We start from the raw sequence: 16,170 nt of genomic DNA on the forward strand, positions 1-16,170 counted from the left end.
GCTTTACTCCGCTAATCAGCCGAAAAGGCTGCTGCTCCATGTTCGCTTTTATCGGGTTTAGGTGGCCCTTTTCTGATAAAATTGGCGGTTGCATGGCGGCTAAACCAACCCAAGAACGACTTGTTTTGCCTATTAAACCCGATTGAAATGGAAAGCGCCCGTTCTTTCTACGGGCCTTGAAACGTAAAGCGGGCCTAACACTGAATTGAAACACAGGTTTTGCTTTTCAAAACCTGATTTAAACCACCTGGAAGGCATTATCTTTCTAATGATTTGCAGGTTTAAAACTTATCCACATTTTAGTATAAATGGCAAATTTTGCGTATTTTTGGTACTTATAGTTTTTATTAAAATATGAGCGAAGAACAAGATTCAAAGTCAAATTATTCGGCAGATAATATACAGGTTTTAGAAGGTTTGGAAGCGGTGCGTAAGCGCCCTTCGATGTATATAGGTGATACTGGTGTGAAGGGTTTACACCACTTGGTTTACGAGGTTGTGGATAACTCTATTGATGAGGCTTTAGCCGGTCATGCAGATACAATCGACGTAAGAATATTAGAAGGAAACTCGATCCGGGTTGAAGATAACGGTCGTGGGATTCCAACCGGAATTAATACAAAAGAAAATAAATCGGCGCTAGAAATCGTAATGACGGTTTTGCACGCAGGAGGTAAATTTGATAAGGATACCTATAAAGTTTCTGGTGGTTTACACGGTGTGGGGGTAAGTTGTGTTAACGCACTATCAACCGATTTAAAAGCCGAAGTACATCGTGAAGGTAAAATCTGGATGCAGGAATACAAAATTGGTGTTCCGCAGTATGACGTTAAAGAAGTTGGTACGACTGATAAACGTGGTACAATTGTAACTTTCAGTCCGGATGCTTCAATTTTCACACAAACAACTGAATACAAATACGATACTTTAGCTGCTCGTTTGCGCGAATTGGCTTTCTTGAATAAAGGAATTAAATTAACCTTAACAGATGAGCGTGAAACTTTAGAGGATGGAACATTCTTATCAGAAGTTTTTCAATCAGAAGGTGGTTTAAAAGAATTTGTTTCCTTTTTAGATGGAACCAGGGCATCATTTTTACCAGAACCAATTTATATTGATGGGATTAAAAATGGTGTTCCTGTTGAATTGGCTTTCCAATACAACGACAGTTATTCTGAAAATGTTCACTCTTATGTAAACAATATTAATACACATGAGGGTGGAACACATATTGCTGGTTTCCGTAGAGGTTTAACGCGTACTTTAAAAAGTTATGCCGATAAATCGGGTTTGTTAAAGAACCTTAAAATGGAAATTACCGGTGATGACTTTAGAGAGGGATTAACAGCTGTAGTTTCTGTAAAAGTACAAGAGCCGCAATTTGAAGGGCAAACTAAAACTAAACTGGGTAACAGTGAGGTAATGGGTGCTGTAGATATTGCTGTTGGCGAGGCATTGGGTGCTTATTTGGAAGAAAATCCGAAGGAGGCTAAAATGATCGTTAACAAGGTGATCTTAGCGGCTACGGCTCGTGCTGCGGCACGTAAAGCACGCGAAATGGTTCAGCGTAAGAGTGTAATGGGTGGTTCTGGCTTGCCAGGTAAACTTGCCGATTGCTCTGATAGTGATCCTGTAAAGTGTGAAATTTACTTAGTAGAGGGTGACTCGGCGGGTGGTACTGCTAAACAAGGTCGTGATAGAAACATTCAGGCTATTTTACCTTTGAAGGGTAAGATTTTGAACGTGGAGAAAGCGATGGAGCACAAGATTTACGAGAACGACGAGATTAAAAATATGTTCACGGCAATTGGTGTAAGCATTGGTACGCCGGAAGATGATAAGGCTTTGAATATGACGAAACTTCGTTATCACAAAATCGTAATCATGACGGATGCGGATATTGATGGTTCTCACATTACTACCCTGATTTTAACTTTCTTCTACCGTTATATGAGGGCTTTAATCGAGGCTGGTTATGTTTATATTGCATCACCACCGCTTTATCAGGTTAAAAAAGGTAAGGATTTTGAATATTGCTGGAATGATGTACAACGTGATGCGGCTGTACAGCGAATTAAAGGTAATGGTAAAGAAGATAGTGTACACATCCAACGTTATAAAGGTTTGGGTGAGATGAATGCAGAACAACTTTGGGATACCACTTTGAATCCGGCTACACGTACGCTGTTACAAGCTACTATTGAAAGTGCTGCAGAATGTGATCATACTTTTTCTATGTTGATGGGTGATGAAGTTGCGCCACGTAGAGAGTTTATTGAGCGCAATGCAAAATATGCCAAGATTGATGCTTAGTTAAGCTAAGATACTAAAGCAGAATATTAAATAAATGAAACCCTCTTTGAGCACTAGCTTGAAGAGGGTTTTTCTTTTAAAGATGGCTGAGATAGTATTATTTGACTTTCTTTAAAATGTATTTGTAGTACGTTTGAACGATGGTTACAGCTGGAGGCGGAGTTTGGGTAGATGCTTTAAATCTTTTGATTAAAATCAAATCATTCCCGTTAGATCGAATTTCATATTCACCCTTTAAAATCATGTTCCAATCAAAATTTGCTTGCCAGATATTTTCATCATTGAAATTTCCGATGCTTCCATTTGATGAGTACGTTCCGGAACCACCAACTTCTTTGCTGGCTGGATCAGAACTAACCTTGTATTTTTCGTTTTCAAAAGTGATGGTGATTGGGTAAATGGACGGCATCTTGTATACATCTGAAGATACTTCCAATACACCAGAATAATTACCATTTGGAATTAAAGATTTTGATGTTGTTTTTTTACAGCTGCTGGTCAAACATAATAATAAAGCGAAAGCGATTAATAGATTTTTCATTTAATTCTCGGTTTTATTTTAAGCTTAAACGGAGCTCTTAGTAAAAGTGCTACACTATTTAAATTGAAATCCAGTGTGTGCCTTCAATCATCGAAACCAAATCGGTTCTTGGCTCTAGATTTAGGTAAGGATAAGTAACTTTAGAAAGGTATAAACCTGTTGGGTGAGCAGGTGCAATAACATTGCCAATTTGCAAATCAATAAAATGACTTTCGAACGCATCTACGCTTAATTCACCTTTGCCAACTTTTATAAGCTGACCCATAATGATACGAATCATTTTACCCAAAAAACGGTTACTGGCAATGTTAAAACGAAATCTATCTCCTTTAGCATTTACAAATAAATCTGCTTCCATTACGTTACATTTGGTATGGTCGTACTTATTTGGATGGGTACAGAAAGCCCTGTAATCATTATACTTTGTTAAAAGATTAACTGCCGCTTTCATTTTATGTAAATCAAAATTTGCTTCCTGGTAAAGCGAACTTTGTGTGCTCAAAAAGGGGTCTTTGTAAGTATGTAAAAAGTAGTCGTATTTCCGCTGAACGGCATCAAAACGGGCGTGTGGCTTTCCCTCCATTTTGATAATATCGAAAACAGCAATGTTATAAGGCAGGGCTTTGTTTAGGATGAAAAGTAAATCAAATTCAATTTCTTTTTCAAAATCTGCATGGAAAAAAAACTGACTGGCGTGGACATGGGCATCGGTTCTTCCACAACCATTTATTGCGATTGGTGATTTTAATATTTTGGAAAGCGTTTGTTCAATAACTTCTTGTACGCTTTTAACACCAGGTTGTCTTTGCCAACCACTAAAATACTGACCCTGATATGCAATGTGAAAGAAATACCTCATTTTTCGAACTGCAATTTTACGTAAAAATAGTTTAATTCACCTGCTTTAAACATCTCATTAAAATTACTGATGCTTAACCTTTTTTAACAAAGGTATATTGCGAAATCAAATATCTTTGAAGATAATCTTTAAAGTAATATTCAACATGTAGAAATCTGTACCTAATTTAAATTCGTGAACAACTATGATGGGTTGCAATAATTTAATTTGGGAAGAACAGCTACACTGCCAAATATCGCTACAGCTTGCCGCAGAAGAACTTTTTGATTCATTAGACGAGCGGTTATACCCAAAAGTCTTCATGATTGGGGTTAGGGTAAATAATGAACCTGAAAAGGCTTTCATTCACTTAGAATGTAAAGACTGTGATTATTGCGTCAGGGATTTTATAAGTTTGCAATCAATTCCAAAGGTTATTCTTCCAGCACCAAAAGATTCAGATAGCGAAGTTTCTGCTTATCTTACCAATCAATATTTAGCTGAAATACAACGAATTTTAAGAAATCATGCTAAAAGCAGAACAGTAGAAAGTTTTATTTCTAATCCGGCTTACATTAATGGTTATTTGGTTTTTGTGGTTACAGAACTGAATAAAAGTGTGATGAATACTTATTATACCTTAACGAAGGATTATTCAACCGCTACCAAAACGCAAAAAATAAGTCGCTCGTTTATTGAGAGTATCATTAAAACTTATTTAAATGCCAGTACAAATGCATTGAAAGCAAAATCGCTATCGGAATTTAAAATTTTATCTAAAAGCAGAGATGAACTGGTTAGTTCCGCAGCGCATGATTTTATGAAGACGGTTTCGGCAAGCGGACAAAACGGACACAACCTTCATATTTTGTATGATGCCTGTAACACCATCTCCTCATTAAAATATGAAGGTGAAGAGGGCTTGGGTAAAATGATCATTGCCAGAAAAAATCACCAAAATATAAGTTTAACTATTGCACTGGAAGAACCTATTCTCATAAAAGATTTTAGGAAAGTGAGAAAGTTTTTAGAATTGGCCGACCATAAAAATCTGTTGATTTCTGATTCAGTCTATATTTACGGACTGGGAAAAATTACGGGTAAATATAACCACCACGAAGAATCGTTATTTGTAATTCATTTTACTAAACATTTTCATTGGGAAGTTTTGCATCATCATAAAATTATGCTTTCCGTTGCCTTCAGGATGCCCAGTTTGTATAGCGAACAAATTAACAAGGAAAAGTTTTATTCTACATTAAACAGGGTTTTTAAAGATATAGAACGTGATCGGCTGAATAAATTATGGGAAATTACCATTGAAGCCACAAATCAGAAACACGGAACAATTCTAGTAATTACCAATGCGGCAAAAGAAGAGGCTGAAAGACTTAGTGAACAATCTTTCAAAGTAAAGCCTGTTGTTTTAAATAGAAGTTTAATGCAGCAAATTACATCTATTGATGGTGCGGTATTATTGGATACCAATTGCTGGTGTTATGGAATAGGCGTGATTCTGGATGGAATTGCCAGTTCTTATGGTGATTCATCTCGAGGAGCCAGGCTTAATTCAGCCATTAGGTATTATGAGTTTATGGAGAAAAAGACGGGCATTGTTTTGGTTGTTATTTCAGAGGATGGGATGATCAATCTTATTCCAGAATTAAAGCCCCAGGTAATGCATTCGAATATTTTGAAAAAGATAGAAGAACTTAGGTTATTGGTTGATGCTGAATACACTGACCGGCGTCGGTTTAACATCATCATGGAATATTTTAGCCAGCATAATTTTTACTTCAGCGAAAAAGAATGTAATTTAATCAATGGCTTAAAAGCTACTTTAGAACATAAATACAGATTTAGTGATGGTGTTAAAATGATTTATGATAATTTTGAGCCCAATAGGAAAATGAATAGTTCTTACTATTTAAATGAAGTTAATTAATAATATGAATTGTCCTTGTGGAAGTGGTTTGCAATATGAAAATTGCTGTCAACCTTATCATCTTAAACTCAAATCGGCACCAACTGCTGAGGCTTTAATGCGGTCGAGGTATTCGGCTTTTGTTTTAGCAGAGGCCGACTATCTTTTTGAAACTACACATGTAAGCAGGCAAAAGGGAAATGGAAAAGATGCCTATCTTCAAAGTGCAAAAAATACAAAATGGGTAAAACTGGAAATTATTGCTGCCGATATTAGTATCGTAGAATTTAAAGCCTTTTACCTGAATAAAAAGTTTCAAACTGAGGTACTCCATGAAAAATCAAACTTCATATTAGAAAATGGGAAGTGGTATTATGTTGATGGGGTGTTTTACTCATAACAAAAACTCCTGTAAATTATCAGGCGTAATCACTTTAGTTTCTACATTTTCATAGGCATCTAAAAATGTTTTTGGAAATTTAGCCTTGGTTTTTTGATTCCATTTCACTTCATAAGCATTCATTACTCCATTCCTTTCTTCGATATAATCAATTTCTTGCTGTGCATGTGTTCGCCAAAAATACTGATTGCAATTAATTTGGTTGTAAGCAAGAAACTTTACCCTTTCACTAATTACAAAATTCTCCCAAAGCGCACCAATATCTTGTCTTAAAGTTGCCGGACTAAATTGATTGATCACCGCATTTCTAATGCCGTTATCATAGAAATAAATTTTCCTGCTTTTCTTTAATTCATTTCTCAAATTCCTGCTTAGTGAACCTAATCGGAAAACAATAAATGCCTTTTCCAGTAAATCAATATATTTTTCTGTGGTTTGATTATCTAGTCCTGTTAATTGGCCCAATTCATGATAAGAAACTTCATTTCCAACCTGGAAAGCTAATGCCTGAATTAATTTCTCCATTTTATCAGGTTTCTGAATTTTTTCCCAGGTTAAGATATCTTTATATAAATAACTATCTGATAATTGTTTTAATCTAGTTTCCTCTTCGCCTTGATGATTAACAATTTCAGGGTAATAACCGTAAACTAAACGATGATTCAAGAGTCTTTTTTCTTGAAGTAATCCGTGTTCATTAACCATTTCTCCAAAAGAGAAAGGAAATAAATTGTATTCCCACTTTCTACCGGTTAGGGGTTCGTTGATATGGTTAGCCAATTCAAAAGCTGAAGAACCTGTAGCAATTACCTTAACATCTTTTAATTGGTCGATGATTAATTTAATGGATATACCAATATTGTCAATTCGTTGTGCCTCATCAATTACCAGTGTTTTTGTTTTTCCTAATAAAGAACGAAGGGCGGTAGAGGTTGTGTTGGTTAAGATAGCCCTGATGTCTGCATCATCTCCATTCCACCAGGTAACAGGACTAGAAAACGTTGACGAGAGTTGTTGGAGTAAAGTGCTTTTGCCTACTTGCCTCGGACCTAAAAGTATTATTGCTTTTTCGTCTTTTAGATGCTTTTCGATAGAATTTGATATAGCCCTGGAAATCATAATCGCAAATTTAATATAAATTTTGCGAATGTAATCGCAAAATTTATATTAAATTTGCGATTTTACTCTTTTTTAGAGTTTTAATCGTTCAGTCTATATTTTACCAGACTTATCAACCTACGAAGAGTTTACGCATCAAGATCTAAAGTAATTTCAATTTTTCCGGCATCGGTTTTATAAACATCCAAAGCAACCAGATCAAAAGCATTGCTGTCGAATGACTCATCAGTCCTGGTTGAAAGTTCCAGAAACTTCTCCCTGATTTCTATCAATAATAGTTTTCTCGAAAATCCGATGGATGAGTAGAACTGAAAAGTCTCCGGATTTTGAAGTGGGTAATCTATGGAAATCGTAATATCATGTTCAGGAATTACAATTTCATCTGCATCAACCAGATTCAGGATCTCCTCATTTGCATGTCCAATATTTACCCAGGGAACAATACCGCCATCCAAGCTTTTCGTGTCCGTAACATTGAAAGTGATAATGTTCACCAGATTTTTAGGTGTTTGATAATCTTTAAATTCAGCACTCATATTTATAGTTTCTTCGCTTCATTCCAATAAATGTCCATCTCGGCGAGTGTCATATCTGCTAAAGCCTTGCCATTTTCTTTGGCTTTCTCTTCTAAATACTGAAAGCGTTTAATAAATTTTTTATTGGTTTTTTCCAGCGCATTTTCAGGGTTAATATTGATAAAGCGAGCGTAATTAATTAATGAAAAAAGTACATCACCAAATTCTGACTCAGCTTTTTCAATATCTATTGCCGTGTGATCGACTACATTAAATTCTGCTTTAAATTCCTGAAGTTCTTCTTCTACTTTTTCCCAAACCTGATTTTTATCTTCCCAATCAAAACCTACACCGCGGGCTTTTTCTTGAATACGTGATGCTTTTACTAAAGCCGGTAATGAAGTAGGAACACCTGCAAGCACAGATTTATTCCCTTCCTTTAGCTTAATTTGCTCCCAATTGCGTTTTACATCTTCCTCATTCTGCACTTCAACATCGCCATATATATGTGGATGGCGATTCACCAGTTTATCACATACGCCATTTAAAACATCAGTAATGTTAAAAGCATCGGTTTCGGATGCAATACGTGAATAAAAAACCAGGTGCATCATTACATCACCTAATTCTTTTTTAATCTCATTCAAATCACCTTCCAAAATGGCATCACTTAACTCGTAGGTTTCTTCAATCGTTAAATGGCGTAGTGTTTCCATGGTCTGTTTCTTATCCCATGGGCATTGCGTACGTAGTGTATCAAGAACGGTAAGTAATCTGTTAAAGGCGCCAGCAGGATGATCAGCAGCTGCAGGAATTGGATGATTAGGCATATTTATATTTTATCTGATGCTAAAGTACCAAACCCAGGCGATTAAGAAAAATTGAAATGGAATTCTAAACCACAAATATTTGATTCCGGGGCCGGGTTTAAATAAACTTTCGTAATTGATTCGATTTTTAGCCGCATAGATATTGGCTGGTAGAATGGTAATCAAAAATACAATAAGTGCGATGCCTGTGTAATACCGGGTGTTTTCTATGCCCAAGCCAATGGCAAATAAAATTTCAAGTACGCCTGTAAAAATAACAATCTCCACCTTTCTGGGTATAAATATTGGAATCATAGCAGCCATAGCCGTTTTGAATTTAAAATGACCAATTGCCGTAAAAAGAAGCATCACTGACATGGCAATATTCCCCGCGAAAATATTTCCTTTGTCGAAAGTGGTGTGGCTGCCAAAGGCCAATATAGCCACGTATACGATTAGTAAAACAAATAAAGGTTTCATTAAGTAAGTTTTACTATTAATCTTTTTCTTCTAACTTGATTTTTTTGGTGATTTGGTAAACACGCTTTTTCTTTTGGGGTTTATATTCTTCGCCCATTAAAATTCCCCAAGGCTTCAAGTTGTCTACCCGGTCAAATATGATCTTTAACATGGCCAGGTAAGGAATGCATAAAAACATGCCTGAAATACCCCAGATCATTTCGCCTATGATGATTCCGAGGAAGGCAAAAAGGGCATTGATTTTTACTTTAGAGCCAACAACCAGTGGCATTAGAATATTGCCATCAATGGCATGAATACCTATAAATGTGATTAAAACCAGCAAAACCTTACCTGCACCTGCTGTTGCAAAAGTGATTAAACAGCTTACCAGCAAGGCGAAAAAGATACCCAGATAAGGAACGACATTGAAAATGCCTGCTACAAGGCCTAATAGAACAGCATATTTGACACCTAATAAACTTAAAATGGCGATCATCAAAACCGTTACAATCAACATCTGTAAAAATAAACCGATGATATATTTCTTGATAATGTATTGAATCTGACTGACAATTTCAGTTACCTTTTCTTTATGCTCTTCTTTAAAAACGGATGTGAGGAAAGTAAATAATACCCTGCGATAATTTAAAATAAAGAAGGTAAATAATAAGGTGAAACCTAAAAACAAAAGGGTTGAGGATAAGGTGGCGAGTGTTGTAGCCACAATTGTAGCGCTCGTAGCCAAGGCCTTTTCTGTGCTGTCATTTAGATATGCCAGTTGCTTTTCAGTATTCACATGAAAAGTGGTTGAGATCCAATGTTGCAATTCATGAAAGGAGACATTGGCTTTTTGTTTAAGTAAAGGCCAGTCTGCCCATAAATCGCTTAATTGATTTCCGAAGAAATAGATAATACCGCCAATTACAGCAATCATTAGAATGACGGCAAGAATAGTAGACAGACTTCTTTTAAACCTGAACTTATGTTCTAAAAAATTGCCTACAGGGAGCAGGAGAATAGCCATCAGGAAAGAAAAAAGTAATGGCGCCAAAAGCGATTGTCCTAAAATCGCGATGTATGTTAGACTAATTAGGCAAAAAAGAACAAGGGCCAGCTTAGGCAAAAAAGTAAGTTTTTCTTTCATCGTGTTATAAATTCAGTTTAATACAAAATGCCCGATTAAATGTTTGATTAATCGGGCATTTAAATATAAGTGATTATTTGTTAATAGCTGCTCGCCTTGTTTAATAGAGAAATATCTTCTGGCATCAATTGTAGATTGGCTGCTGCTGTAAAAGATTTTAATTGACTGAGATCTGTTACACTTGCAATAGGTGCTGTTATGGACGGATGATGAATAAGCCATGCCAAGGCTACAGATGCTTGTTCTACATGATATTTATCTGCTACCTGATCCAATGCATCGAGAATTTGGAAGCCCCTGTCATTTAAAAACTTTTTAACGCCGCCACCACGCTGACTTTTCTTTAAATCTTCTTCGTTGCGGTACTTTCCGGTTAGAAAACCGCTGGCTAGCGCATAGTAGCTGATTACACCTAAATCATGATCCAGACAAATTTTTTCATGTTCGCGTTCAAATTCTTCTCTGTCAAATAAATTGTATCCTGGTTGATAAACTTCATATCTCGGAATATGGTGTTGTGCAGAGAAAATCAGAGATTCTTTTAACCTTTCAGCAGAAAAATTAGAGGCACCAATCCAACGTACTTTACCAGCTTTAATTAAAATTTCATATGCGCTTAACGTTTCTTCAACAGGCGTAGTCTCGTCATCAAAATGAGAAAAGTACAAATCAATATAATCTGTTTGCAGGCGGGAAAGGGAATGTTCAACCTGATTAATGATATAATCTTTTCTTAAAGACTTGCCTTGCCCCATATCTGACCCTACTTTCGTTGCGATAACAACATCATGGCGTCTGTTGCGCTTTTTTAACCAGTTGCCGATAATCGTTTCTGATTCTCTACCTTTATTTTCCGGAACCCAGCGTGAATATACATCGGCTGTATCGATAAAATCAAAACCACCATCCACAAAATGATCGAGTATTTCAAAAGACTTCTGTTCGTCAATCGTCCAGCCAAAAACATTTCCTCCAAATACAATGGGCGCTATATTTAAATCTGTTTTTCCTAATGTTCTTTTTTCCATGATATTCGCTTTTGTATAGATTAACAAACTAATAGAATGGTGGTTTTTGCTTGCAGTCTACTTTTTGTCAGATTTTAATTGCCCTGAGCATTTCTCTTTTACCTGGTGCACCAGGTAGTTTTTCGATAGTAAAACCACATGCTTTTACCGCACGTTTAAGGTTTCCGGTAATGGCATAGGTAACAAAAGTACCGCCAGGTTTTAAGAAATTGCAGGCATGGGCAATGATTTCGTTCGTCCACATTTCAGGCTGATGCTGCACGGAGAAAGCATCGTAATAAATAAGGTCAAATCTTTTTACTGTTGTAAAGTTGTCGAGTGTGGTATGTGGAATTTCAAGCTTACAATGTTCGGATAGGGCTTGTGGGTGATGTAAAGCTTCATTATAATTGCTAATAAAACTATTCCAGATTTCTGACGAAACATATGCTGAATAACCGGTTTGATTAATCACTTCAGTGGTGAGTGGAAAAGCCTCAATACTGGTGTAATCTAAATGAATGTTATGTTGAGAACAATAATCTACACTGAGTATAAAGTTTAATCCTGTTCCAAAGCCAACCTCCAGAATGGAAATATCTGATTTTTCTGCTGAAACAAATTTTAATCCGGCATCTATAAAAACATGCCTGCTTTCTTGCAAAGCACCATGTTTGCTATGGTAATGCTCCCCGATGGTTTCATTATAAAGGGTGTTGGAACCGTCGGCAGTTGGGGTTATAATATTCATGGTTTGGATTAAACGATTTTAAGATAATAGATCAAAAATTATTATTTTCGTGAATCAGTGAGTTATAATGATACAAACATAGTACAATCTATCCTAGTTTCACCAAACCACCAAACCACCAAACCACCAAACCACCAAACCACCAAACCAACTCCATGGACATTGAATCTTTTAGAGAATACTGTTTAAGTCTGCCGGGTACAACCGAGGGAATGAAATGGGATCATTTGTGTTTTATGATCGAAGAAAAAATATACATCATTATTGCTATTGAGGAGGGAAGCAGGTTTTCGATAAAATGCAATCCTGATGATTTTGATGAATTAACTGCAAGAGATGGAATTGCACAGGCTTATCATTTGGCAAAAAGGCAATGGATTATGGTTGAAAATCTCGAAGTTTTTAATGATCAGGAACTAAAATCAAGGGTGGCTGATTCAAGAGCAATGGTTTTGGCTAAATTGCCAAAGAAAATCCAGGCAAAATATATTTAACCTAAACCAGCTTCTTAAGTGCCATGATGTAACCAATGTGCATGCCTTCGTGAAAAGGAACAAAGTTTATGGCATCTTCAATGTTTTTTAATTTTATTCCATAGCGTTTATCCCATTGATCGAATTTTAAAAACAGATTGTTGGCGTAATCAATTTTAAATTGATCTATGCTGGCTAAAAAAGTATTGTAAATATCCTTTATTTCGATTTCACTAAGGAGGCTATCTGGTTTCGTTCCACTTAAGAAAGGGAAAAGATGTTTATCTTCCACAGTAGGCAATAAGTGTGATCTTGAATAACAGAGGTTTTGTTGCGCAGCAGTTAAATGTGCAATATTCCAGATGATATTATTATTAAAACCAGCAGGAATTTTATTAAGCTGTTCGATGCTTAAATCTTTTACTAAATCTAAAATATATATTCTAGTGTTTTTTATTTGATTGATCTGTTCTTCACTGCTTGGCATTTTATTCAATCGAGATTAAGTTTATTGTTTCGTTTCGTCTTTTTTCGTGTCGTCTTTCTTTATTCCTTTATCTGCATTCAACTCTTTTGATTTCATAATGTTGAAATTATACATTTCTTCAATGCCTACGAGTTTTCTGGTACACTTTTCAATATCTGTGCCTTGTTCCCATAGATAAGGGCGAAAACTATAGGTTTTGGTGTCGGCCAAATTACCAATAAACTGATCCCATGTGCTCCAGCGTAAGCCTTTGTAAAATTTAGACAAGTCGCTATCAAAGCAAAAGATTAAGAATTCGCCATAGCCAGCACCAAGGGGTTGCCAGGTTAGTGTATTGGGTTCCAGATAATAAACGTTTTTAACATCCGGTCCTAAACCTCCATAATTAATCGCGAAGAAACCGCCAACGGCATCATCGGCAATGAGTAGATAAGGAATATTGTCTCCATATTCTTTGATGGTTTTACCCTTGTTCCATTCAGCGATATTGCGTGTTAATCTTTCACTGCCTGAGCCTAAAATTCTGATCCAGCCATTGTCTACCATAATGCCGCCGGTATTGTAAATAACTGATCCAAGGGTAGCATAGGTAGTCATTTGCGCATTATACAGCACTTCTTTGGCTTTGGATGAATCAACAGGTAAAACTTCTACTTTATTCTTTGCAGAATCAATCCACTTTTGTACCAGTGGCCAGGCGGGGTCTGTTTTATTAATTAATTTATCTAAACTGATGAGTTTATTCTGAGCGGAAACACTGAAAGCCATTAAGCTTAAGGCCAGCAGGGAAAAAATTTTAAGTGTAGCTTTCATGGATAATGACGATGGATGCATAAGTGGATCAAAGATATAATGATTCTCATGGATTTTGGTTTGATCCTGAATTAAATCTCGATGAAAAATAAAACGAAACGCTCCCATGGTTGTGGGAGCGTTTGCATAATGTATGAATTAGTAGAGTATAGATTTAGGTCGAATGAGGAATAGCTTTACGCCTTCTACCTTTCAAACCTCCACCTTATTTACCACATTCTAATTCTGTCTTCTGGTTTTTTGTATAATTTATCGCCAGGTTTCACATCAAAAGCCGTATACCAGGCATCCATATTAACAGGTGCTCCAATGGTACGGTATGGGCCTGGAGAATGTGGATCTGTTTTGATTAATTGTGCCGCACTTTCTGGTAAAATATTACCTCTCCAAACTTGTGCCCATGATAAGAAGAAACGCTGATCTGGCGTAAAACCATCAATCTTTTCATTACTTTGACCTTGCTTCGTCATTTTGAAGGCTGTATAAGCTGCGTTTAAACCACCTAAATCGCCAATGTTTTCGCCCATGGTTAATTTACCAATGACGTGAACGGTATCTAAAACAGTATAGGCATCAAATTGCTCGCCTAAAGCTTTTGTTTTAGCATCGAATTTAGCTTTATCTTCAGCTGTCCACCAGTTTTTTAAGTTACCATGTGCATCGTACTGACTTCCACTATCATCGAAACCATGGCTCATTTCATGTCCAATTACTGCACCAATTCCGCCATAGTTTACCGCATCATCAGCATTTGGATCAAAGAATGGGAACTGTAAAATTCCGGCAGGGAAGGTAATATCATTCATGGTTGGGCTATATGACGCATTAACCGTTGGTGGGGTCATACCAAAACGATTGCGATCAACCGGTTTGCCTAGTCTGTTTACATTATCGTTGTAACTCCAGATACTCGCGTTACGTAAGTTCTGAAAATATGTATCTCTTTTAATGTCTAACCCAGTATAAGTTTCCCACTTTGTGGTATAACCTACTTTTGGTTTAAAGGCAGCAAGTTTTTCTAATGCTTTTTTCTTGGTTTCTGCACTCATCCATTCCAAGCCATTAATTCTGATCTCGAAAGCCTTGCGTAAATTAACAATCATGGCATCCATTCTTGCTTTCGCTTCTGGTTTGAAATATTTAGCAACGTAAAGCTGACCTAATAATTCACCAATAGTGCCATCAGTTAAAGATGACATGCGTTGCCAGCGTGGAGTTTGCACTTTCTGACCTGTTTGAGCCTGAGTAAAAGCAAAATTTGCCTTAACAAATGGAGAACTTAGACTTCCTGCAGAATTTTTCAAGATATTCCATTGTAAATATGTTTTCCAATCTGCCAGTGGAACTGATTTCAACATGCCATCTAAACTGGCCAAAAACTTAGGTGATGACACCAAAACGGTATCCTGTCCCTTAATTTTAAATTTTGGCAAGAAAGCAGCCCAGTTAATGTCAGGTGTTTTCTTATTCAGATCAGTTACGGTAAATTTATTATAAGTGGCATATGGATCACGCATTTCCATGCGGCTCATTTGCGCTTCTGCTAACTGTTTTTCGATTTTGAAAACTGTGGCAGCCTTTTGTTTTGCAGCTTCAGCATCACTTCCAGTTAAAGTAAGCAGGGTAGTCATATAGGTGTTGTAAGCCTCGCGGATTTTAACACTTCTGGTATCATCCTTTAAATAGTAATCACGATCTGGCAAAGTTGTACCTCCCTGACCAATGTTAACCATGTATTTGCTTACGTTTTTGCGATCCTGACCAATACCAACACCGAACATTGGGCTGCCCATTCCACTCACACGCATGTAAGCAACCTGGTCTAAAACACCCTGAATGTCTTTAATTTGATTTATTTTTTCCAGATCGGCTTTGATTGGCGTGTAGCCTAATTTTTCAATAGCTACAGTATCCATTGCTGCGGCAAAAAAATCGCCGACACGGCGTTTAACTGAACCCGCAGGTGCAGATTTATCAGCTGCAGCATCTTCTACTAGCGTTTTTACAGCATTGATGTTGAAATCGCGAAGTTCATTAAATGAGCCCCAACGAGTTTCTTTGGCTGGAACAGGATTGTTTTTAACCCAGGTACCACTGGCATAAGTGTAAAAATCATCTCCAGGTTTTACGGATAGATCCATGTTTGCCGGGTCAATAAATTTTTTCGTGGTTTGTGCGTTGGCAGAAAGGCCGGCAGCAACTATACCAAGTGCGGCAAAATATGTTTTCAAATTTTGGTATTTCATTCGTTTGAATAAGTTAGTTATTACTGCGAAATTTATGAAATACTAATTAATACTGAAGCTTTATACCAAGAATATTACTTGTTAAACCAATAGTATATTTTTGCCAAACCGAGACGTCTGATAATTTCTGATGCTGAAAATGAGATTTTAATGGATTTCATGATTTCAATCTTTATAACAGTATTAACATTTTTTAACATTATTTATTGTGTGCTTGTCAAAAAAATCACTATCAAGAATGATTAAGCGTAAAGCATTTAATTTTCTCTAAATTTGGTCATCTGTTATTTAACAGATTTAAAATGAAGGTTTATGGTGGATAGGATGT

The 16,170-nt window shown here is 36.5% G+C and carries 16 protein-coding genes; 4 read left to right on the forward strand and 12 right to left on the reverse strand.

The annotated features are described in order from the left end of the window. Nucleotides 1–354: 354 nt before the first annotated feature. Nucleotides 355–2,313: a DNA topoisomerase (ATP-hydrolyzing) subunit B gene (gene gyrB, locus EV200_RS02120; RefSeq protein WP_132529157.1), complete on the forward strand. Its 1,959-nt coding sequence runs from the start codon at nucleotides 355–357 to the stop codon at nucleotides 2,311–2,313. A gap of 97 nt (nucleotides 2,314–2,410) precedes the next feature. Here the strand turns inward: gyrB and EV200_RS02125 are convergent, their stop codons facing one another. Both EV200_RS02125 and EV200_RS02130 read right to left on the reverse strand, forming a co-directional pair. After that, on the reverse strand, nucleotides 2,411–2,854 hold the full coding sequence (locus EV200_RS02125; RefSeq protein ID WP_132529158.1) for a hypothetical protein: 444 nt from the start codon (nucleotides 2,852–2,854) through the stop codon (nucleotides 2,411–2,413). Nucleotides 2,855–2,912: 58 nt separating this feature from the next. Further along, a complete protein-coding gene (locus tag EV200_RS02130; RefSeq protein ID WP_132529159.1) occupies nucleotides 2,913–3,713 on the reverse strand; it encodes a tRNA pseudouridine synthase A in 801 nt (266 codons plus the stop codon). Nucleotides 3,714–3,897: 184 nt separating this feature from the next. Here EV200_RS02130 and EV200_RS02135 point away from each other — a divergent pair, with 184 nt between their 5' ends. Next, the gene (locus EV200_RS02135) at nucleotides 3,898–5,637 is read left to right on the forward strand and encodes a diadenylate cyclase (RefSeq protein ID WP_132529160.1); all 1,740 of its coding nucleotides are present in this window, start codon (nucleotides 3,898–3,900) and stop codon (nucleotides 5,635–5,637) included. Nucleotides 5,638–5,641: 4 nt separating this feature from the next. Then, a complete protein-coding gene (locus tag EV200_RS02140; protein ID WP_132529161.1) occupies nucleotides 5,642–6,016 on the forward strand; it encodes a YchJ family protein in 375 nt (124 codons plus the stop codon). Here EV200_RS02140 and EV200_RS02145 read toward each other — a convergent pair. The 7 genes from EV200_RS02145 to mnmD all read right to left on the reverse strand — a co-directional run bounded on the left by EV200_RS02145 (nucleotide 6,011) and on the right by mnmD (nucleotide 11,823). Next, nucleotides 6,011–7,135, reverse strand: coding sequence for an ATP-binding protein (locus EV200_RS02145; RefSeq protein WP_132529162.1), 1,125 nt, complete (start codon nucleotides 7,133–7,135; stop codon nucleotides 6,011–6,013). The two genes, EV200_RS02140 and EV200_RS02145, sit on opposite strands and share 6 nt — an antisense overlap. A 128-nt stretch (nucleotides 7,136–7,263) precedes the next feature. Continuing rightward, entirely contained in the window at nucleotides 7,264–7,671 is a 408-nt protein-coding gene (locus tag EV200_RS02150) for a hypothetical protein (protein WP_132529163.1), read from the reverse strand. 2 nt (nucleotides 7,672–7,673) lie between these two features. Further along, nucleotides 7,674–8,480, reverse strand: coding sequence for a nucleoside triphosphate pyrophosphohydrolase (gene mazG / locus EV200_RS02155; RefSeq protein ID WP_132529164.1), 807 nt, complete (start codon nucleotides 8,478–8,480; stop codon nucleotides 7,674–7,676). Between the two features lie 9 nt (nucleotides 8,481–8,489). Then, on the reverse strand, nucleotides 8,490–8,939 hold the full coding sequence (locus EV200_RS02160) for a DoxX family protein (protein WP_132529165.1): 450 nt from the start codon (nucleotides 8,937–8,939) through the stop codon (nucleotides 8,490–8,492). A gap of 16 nt (nucleotides 8,940–8,955) precedes the next feature. Next, the gene (locus EV200_RS02165; RefSeq protein ID WP_132529166.1) at nucleotides 8,956–10,065 is read right to left on the reverse strand and encodes an AI-2E family transporter; all 1,110 of its coding nucleotides are present in this window, start codon (nucleotides 10,063–10,065) and stop codon (nucleotides 8,956–8,958) included. An 80-nt stretch (nucleotides 10,066–10,145) separates the two neighbouring features. Further along, nucleotides 10,146–11,093 carry an aldo/keto reductase gene (locus tag EV200_RS02170; RefSeq protein WP_132529167.1) on the reverse strand — a complete coding sequence of 316 codons (948 nt, stop codon included), beginning with the start codon at nucleotides 11,091–11,093 and terminating at the stop codon, nucleotides 10,146–10,148. A gap of 67 nt (nucleotides 11,094–11,160) precedes the next feature. Beyond that, the gene (gene mnmD / locus EV200_RS02175) at nucleotides 11,161–11,823 is read right to left on the reverse strand and encodes a tRNA (5-methylaminomethyl-2-thiouridine)(34)-methyltransferase MnmD (RefSeq protein ID WP_132529168.1); all 663 of its coding nucleotides are present in this window, start codon (nucleotides 11,821–11,823) and stop codon (nucleotides 11,161–11,163) included. A gap of 155 nt (nucleotides 11,824–11,978) precedes the next feature. On the opposite strand from mnmD, the gene EV200_RS02180 reads away from it, so the two are divergent. Continuing rightward, a complete protein-coding gene (locus EV200_RS02180) occupies nucleotides 11,979–12,317 on the forward strand; it encodes an MmcQ/YjbR family DNA-binding protein (RefSeq protein WP_132529169.1) in 339 nt (112 codons plus the stop codon). A 1-nt stretch (nucleotide 12,318) separates the two neighbouring features. On the opposite strand, the gene EV200_RS02185 is transcribed toward EV200_RS02180, so the two are convergent. The 3 genes from EV200_RS02185 to EV200_RS02195 form a co-directional block, all read right to left on the reverse strand. Further along, a complete protein-coding gene (locus tag EV200_RS02185; RefSeq protein WP_132529170.1) occupies nucleotides 12,319–12,783 on the reverse strand; it encodes a DinB family protein in 465 nt (154 codons plus the stop codon). A 21-nt stretch (nucleotides 12,784–12,804) separates the two neighbouring features. Beyond that, nucleotides 12,805–13,596 carry a DUF2625 family protein gene (locus EV200_RS02190; protein WP_132529171.1) on the reverse strand — a complete coding sequence of 264 codons (792 nt, stop codon included), beginning with the start codon at nucleotides 13,594–13,596 and terminating at the stop codon, nucleotides 12,805–12,807. Between the two features lie 209 nt (nucleotides 13,597–13,805). Further along, nucleotides 13,806–15,842, reverse strand: coding sequence for a M13 family metallopeptidase (locus EV200_RS02195; protein ID WP_132529172.1), 2,037 nt, complete (start codon nucleotides 15,840–15,842; stop codon nucleotides 13,806–13,808). Between the last annotated feature and the right edge of the window lie 328 nt (nucleotides 15,843–16,170).

The organism is Pedobacter psychrotolerans (genome assembly GCF_004340665.1).
Lineage (GTDB): Bacteria > Bacteroidota > Bacteroidia > Sphingobacteriales > Sphingobacteriaceae > Pedobacter > Pedobacter psychrotolerans.

What these genes read in the sequence shown, in the direction of transcription:
- gyrB (WP_132529157.1), top strand. Translation starts at nt 355, where the DNA reads ATGAGCGAAGAACAAGATTCAAAGTCAAATTATTCGGCAGATAATATA.
- EV200_RS02125 (WP_132529158.1), bottom strand. Translation starts at nt 2,854, where the DNA reads ATGAAAAATCTATTAATCGCTTTCGCTTTATTATTATGTTTGACCAGC.
- EV200_RS02130 (WP_132529159.1), bottom strand. Translation starts at nt 3,713, where the DNA reads ATGAGGTATTTCTTTCACATTGCATATCAGGGTCAGTATTTTAGTGGT.
- EV200_RS02135 (WP_132529160.1), top strand. Translation starts at nt 3,898, where the DNA reads ATGATGGGTTGCAATAATTTAATTTGGGAAGAACAGCTACACTGCCAA.
- EV200_RS02140 (WP_132529161.1), top strand. Translation starts at nt 5,642, where the DNA reads ATGAATTGTCCTTGTGGAAGTGGTTTGCAATATGAAAATTGCTGTCAA.
- EV200_RS02145 (WP_132529162.1), bottom strand. Translation starts at nt 7,135, where the DNA reads ATGATTTCCAGGGCTATATCAAATTCTATCGAAAAGCATCTAAAAGAC.
- EV200_RS02150 (WP_132529163.1), bottom strand. Translation starts at nt 7,671, where the DNA reads ATGAGTGCTGAATTTAAAGATTATCAAACACCTAAAAATCTGGTGAAC.
- mazG (WP_132529164.1), bottom strand. Translation starts at nt 8,480, where the DNA reads ATGCCTAATCATCCAATTCCTGCAGCTGCTGATCATCCTGCTGGCGCC.
- EV200_RS02160 (WP_132529165.1), bottom strand. Translation starts at nt 8,939, where the DNA reads ATGAAACCTTTATTTGTTTTACTAATCGTATACGTGGCTATATTGGCC.
- EV200_RS02165 (WP_132529166.1), bottom strand. Translation starts at nt 10,065, where the DNA reads ATGAAAGAAAAACTTACTTTTTTGCCTAAGCTGGCCCTTGTTCTTTTT.
- EV200_RS02170 (WP_132529167.1), bottom strand. Translation starts at nt 11,093, where the DNA reads ATGGAAAAAAGAACATTAGGAAAAACAGATTTAAATATAGCGCCCATT.
- mnmD (WP_132529168.1), bottom strand. Translation starts at nt 11,823, where the DNA reads ATGAATATTATAACCCCAACTGCCGACGGTTCCAACACCCTTTATAAT.
- EV200_RS02180 (WP_132529169.1), top strand. Translation starts at nt 11,979, where the DNA reads ATGGACATTGAATCTTTTAGAGAATACTGTTTAAGTCTGCCGGGTACA.
- EV200_RS02185 (WP_132529170.1), bottom strand. Translation starts at nt 12,783, where the DNA reads ATGCCAAGCAGTGAAGAACAGATCAATCAAATAAAAAACACTAGAATA.
- EV200_RS02190 (WP_132529171.1), bottom strand. Translation starts at nt 13,596, where the DNA reads ATGAAAGCTACACTTAAAATTTTTTCCCTGCTGGCCTTAAGCTTAATG.
- EV200_RS02195 (WP_132529172.1), bottom strand. Translation starts at nt 15,842, where the DNA reads ATGAAATACCAAAATTTGAAAACATATTTTGCCGCACTTGGTATAGTT.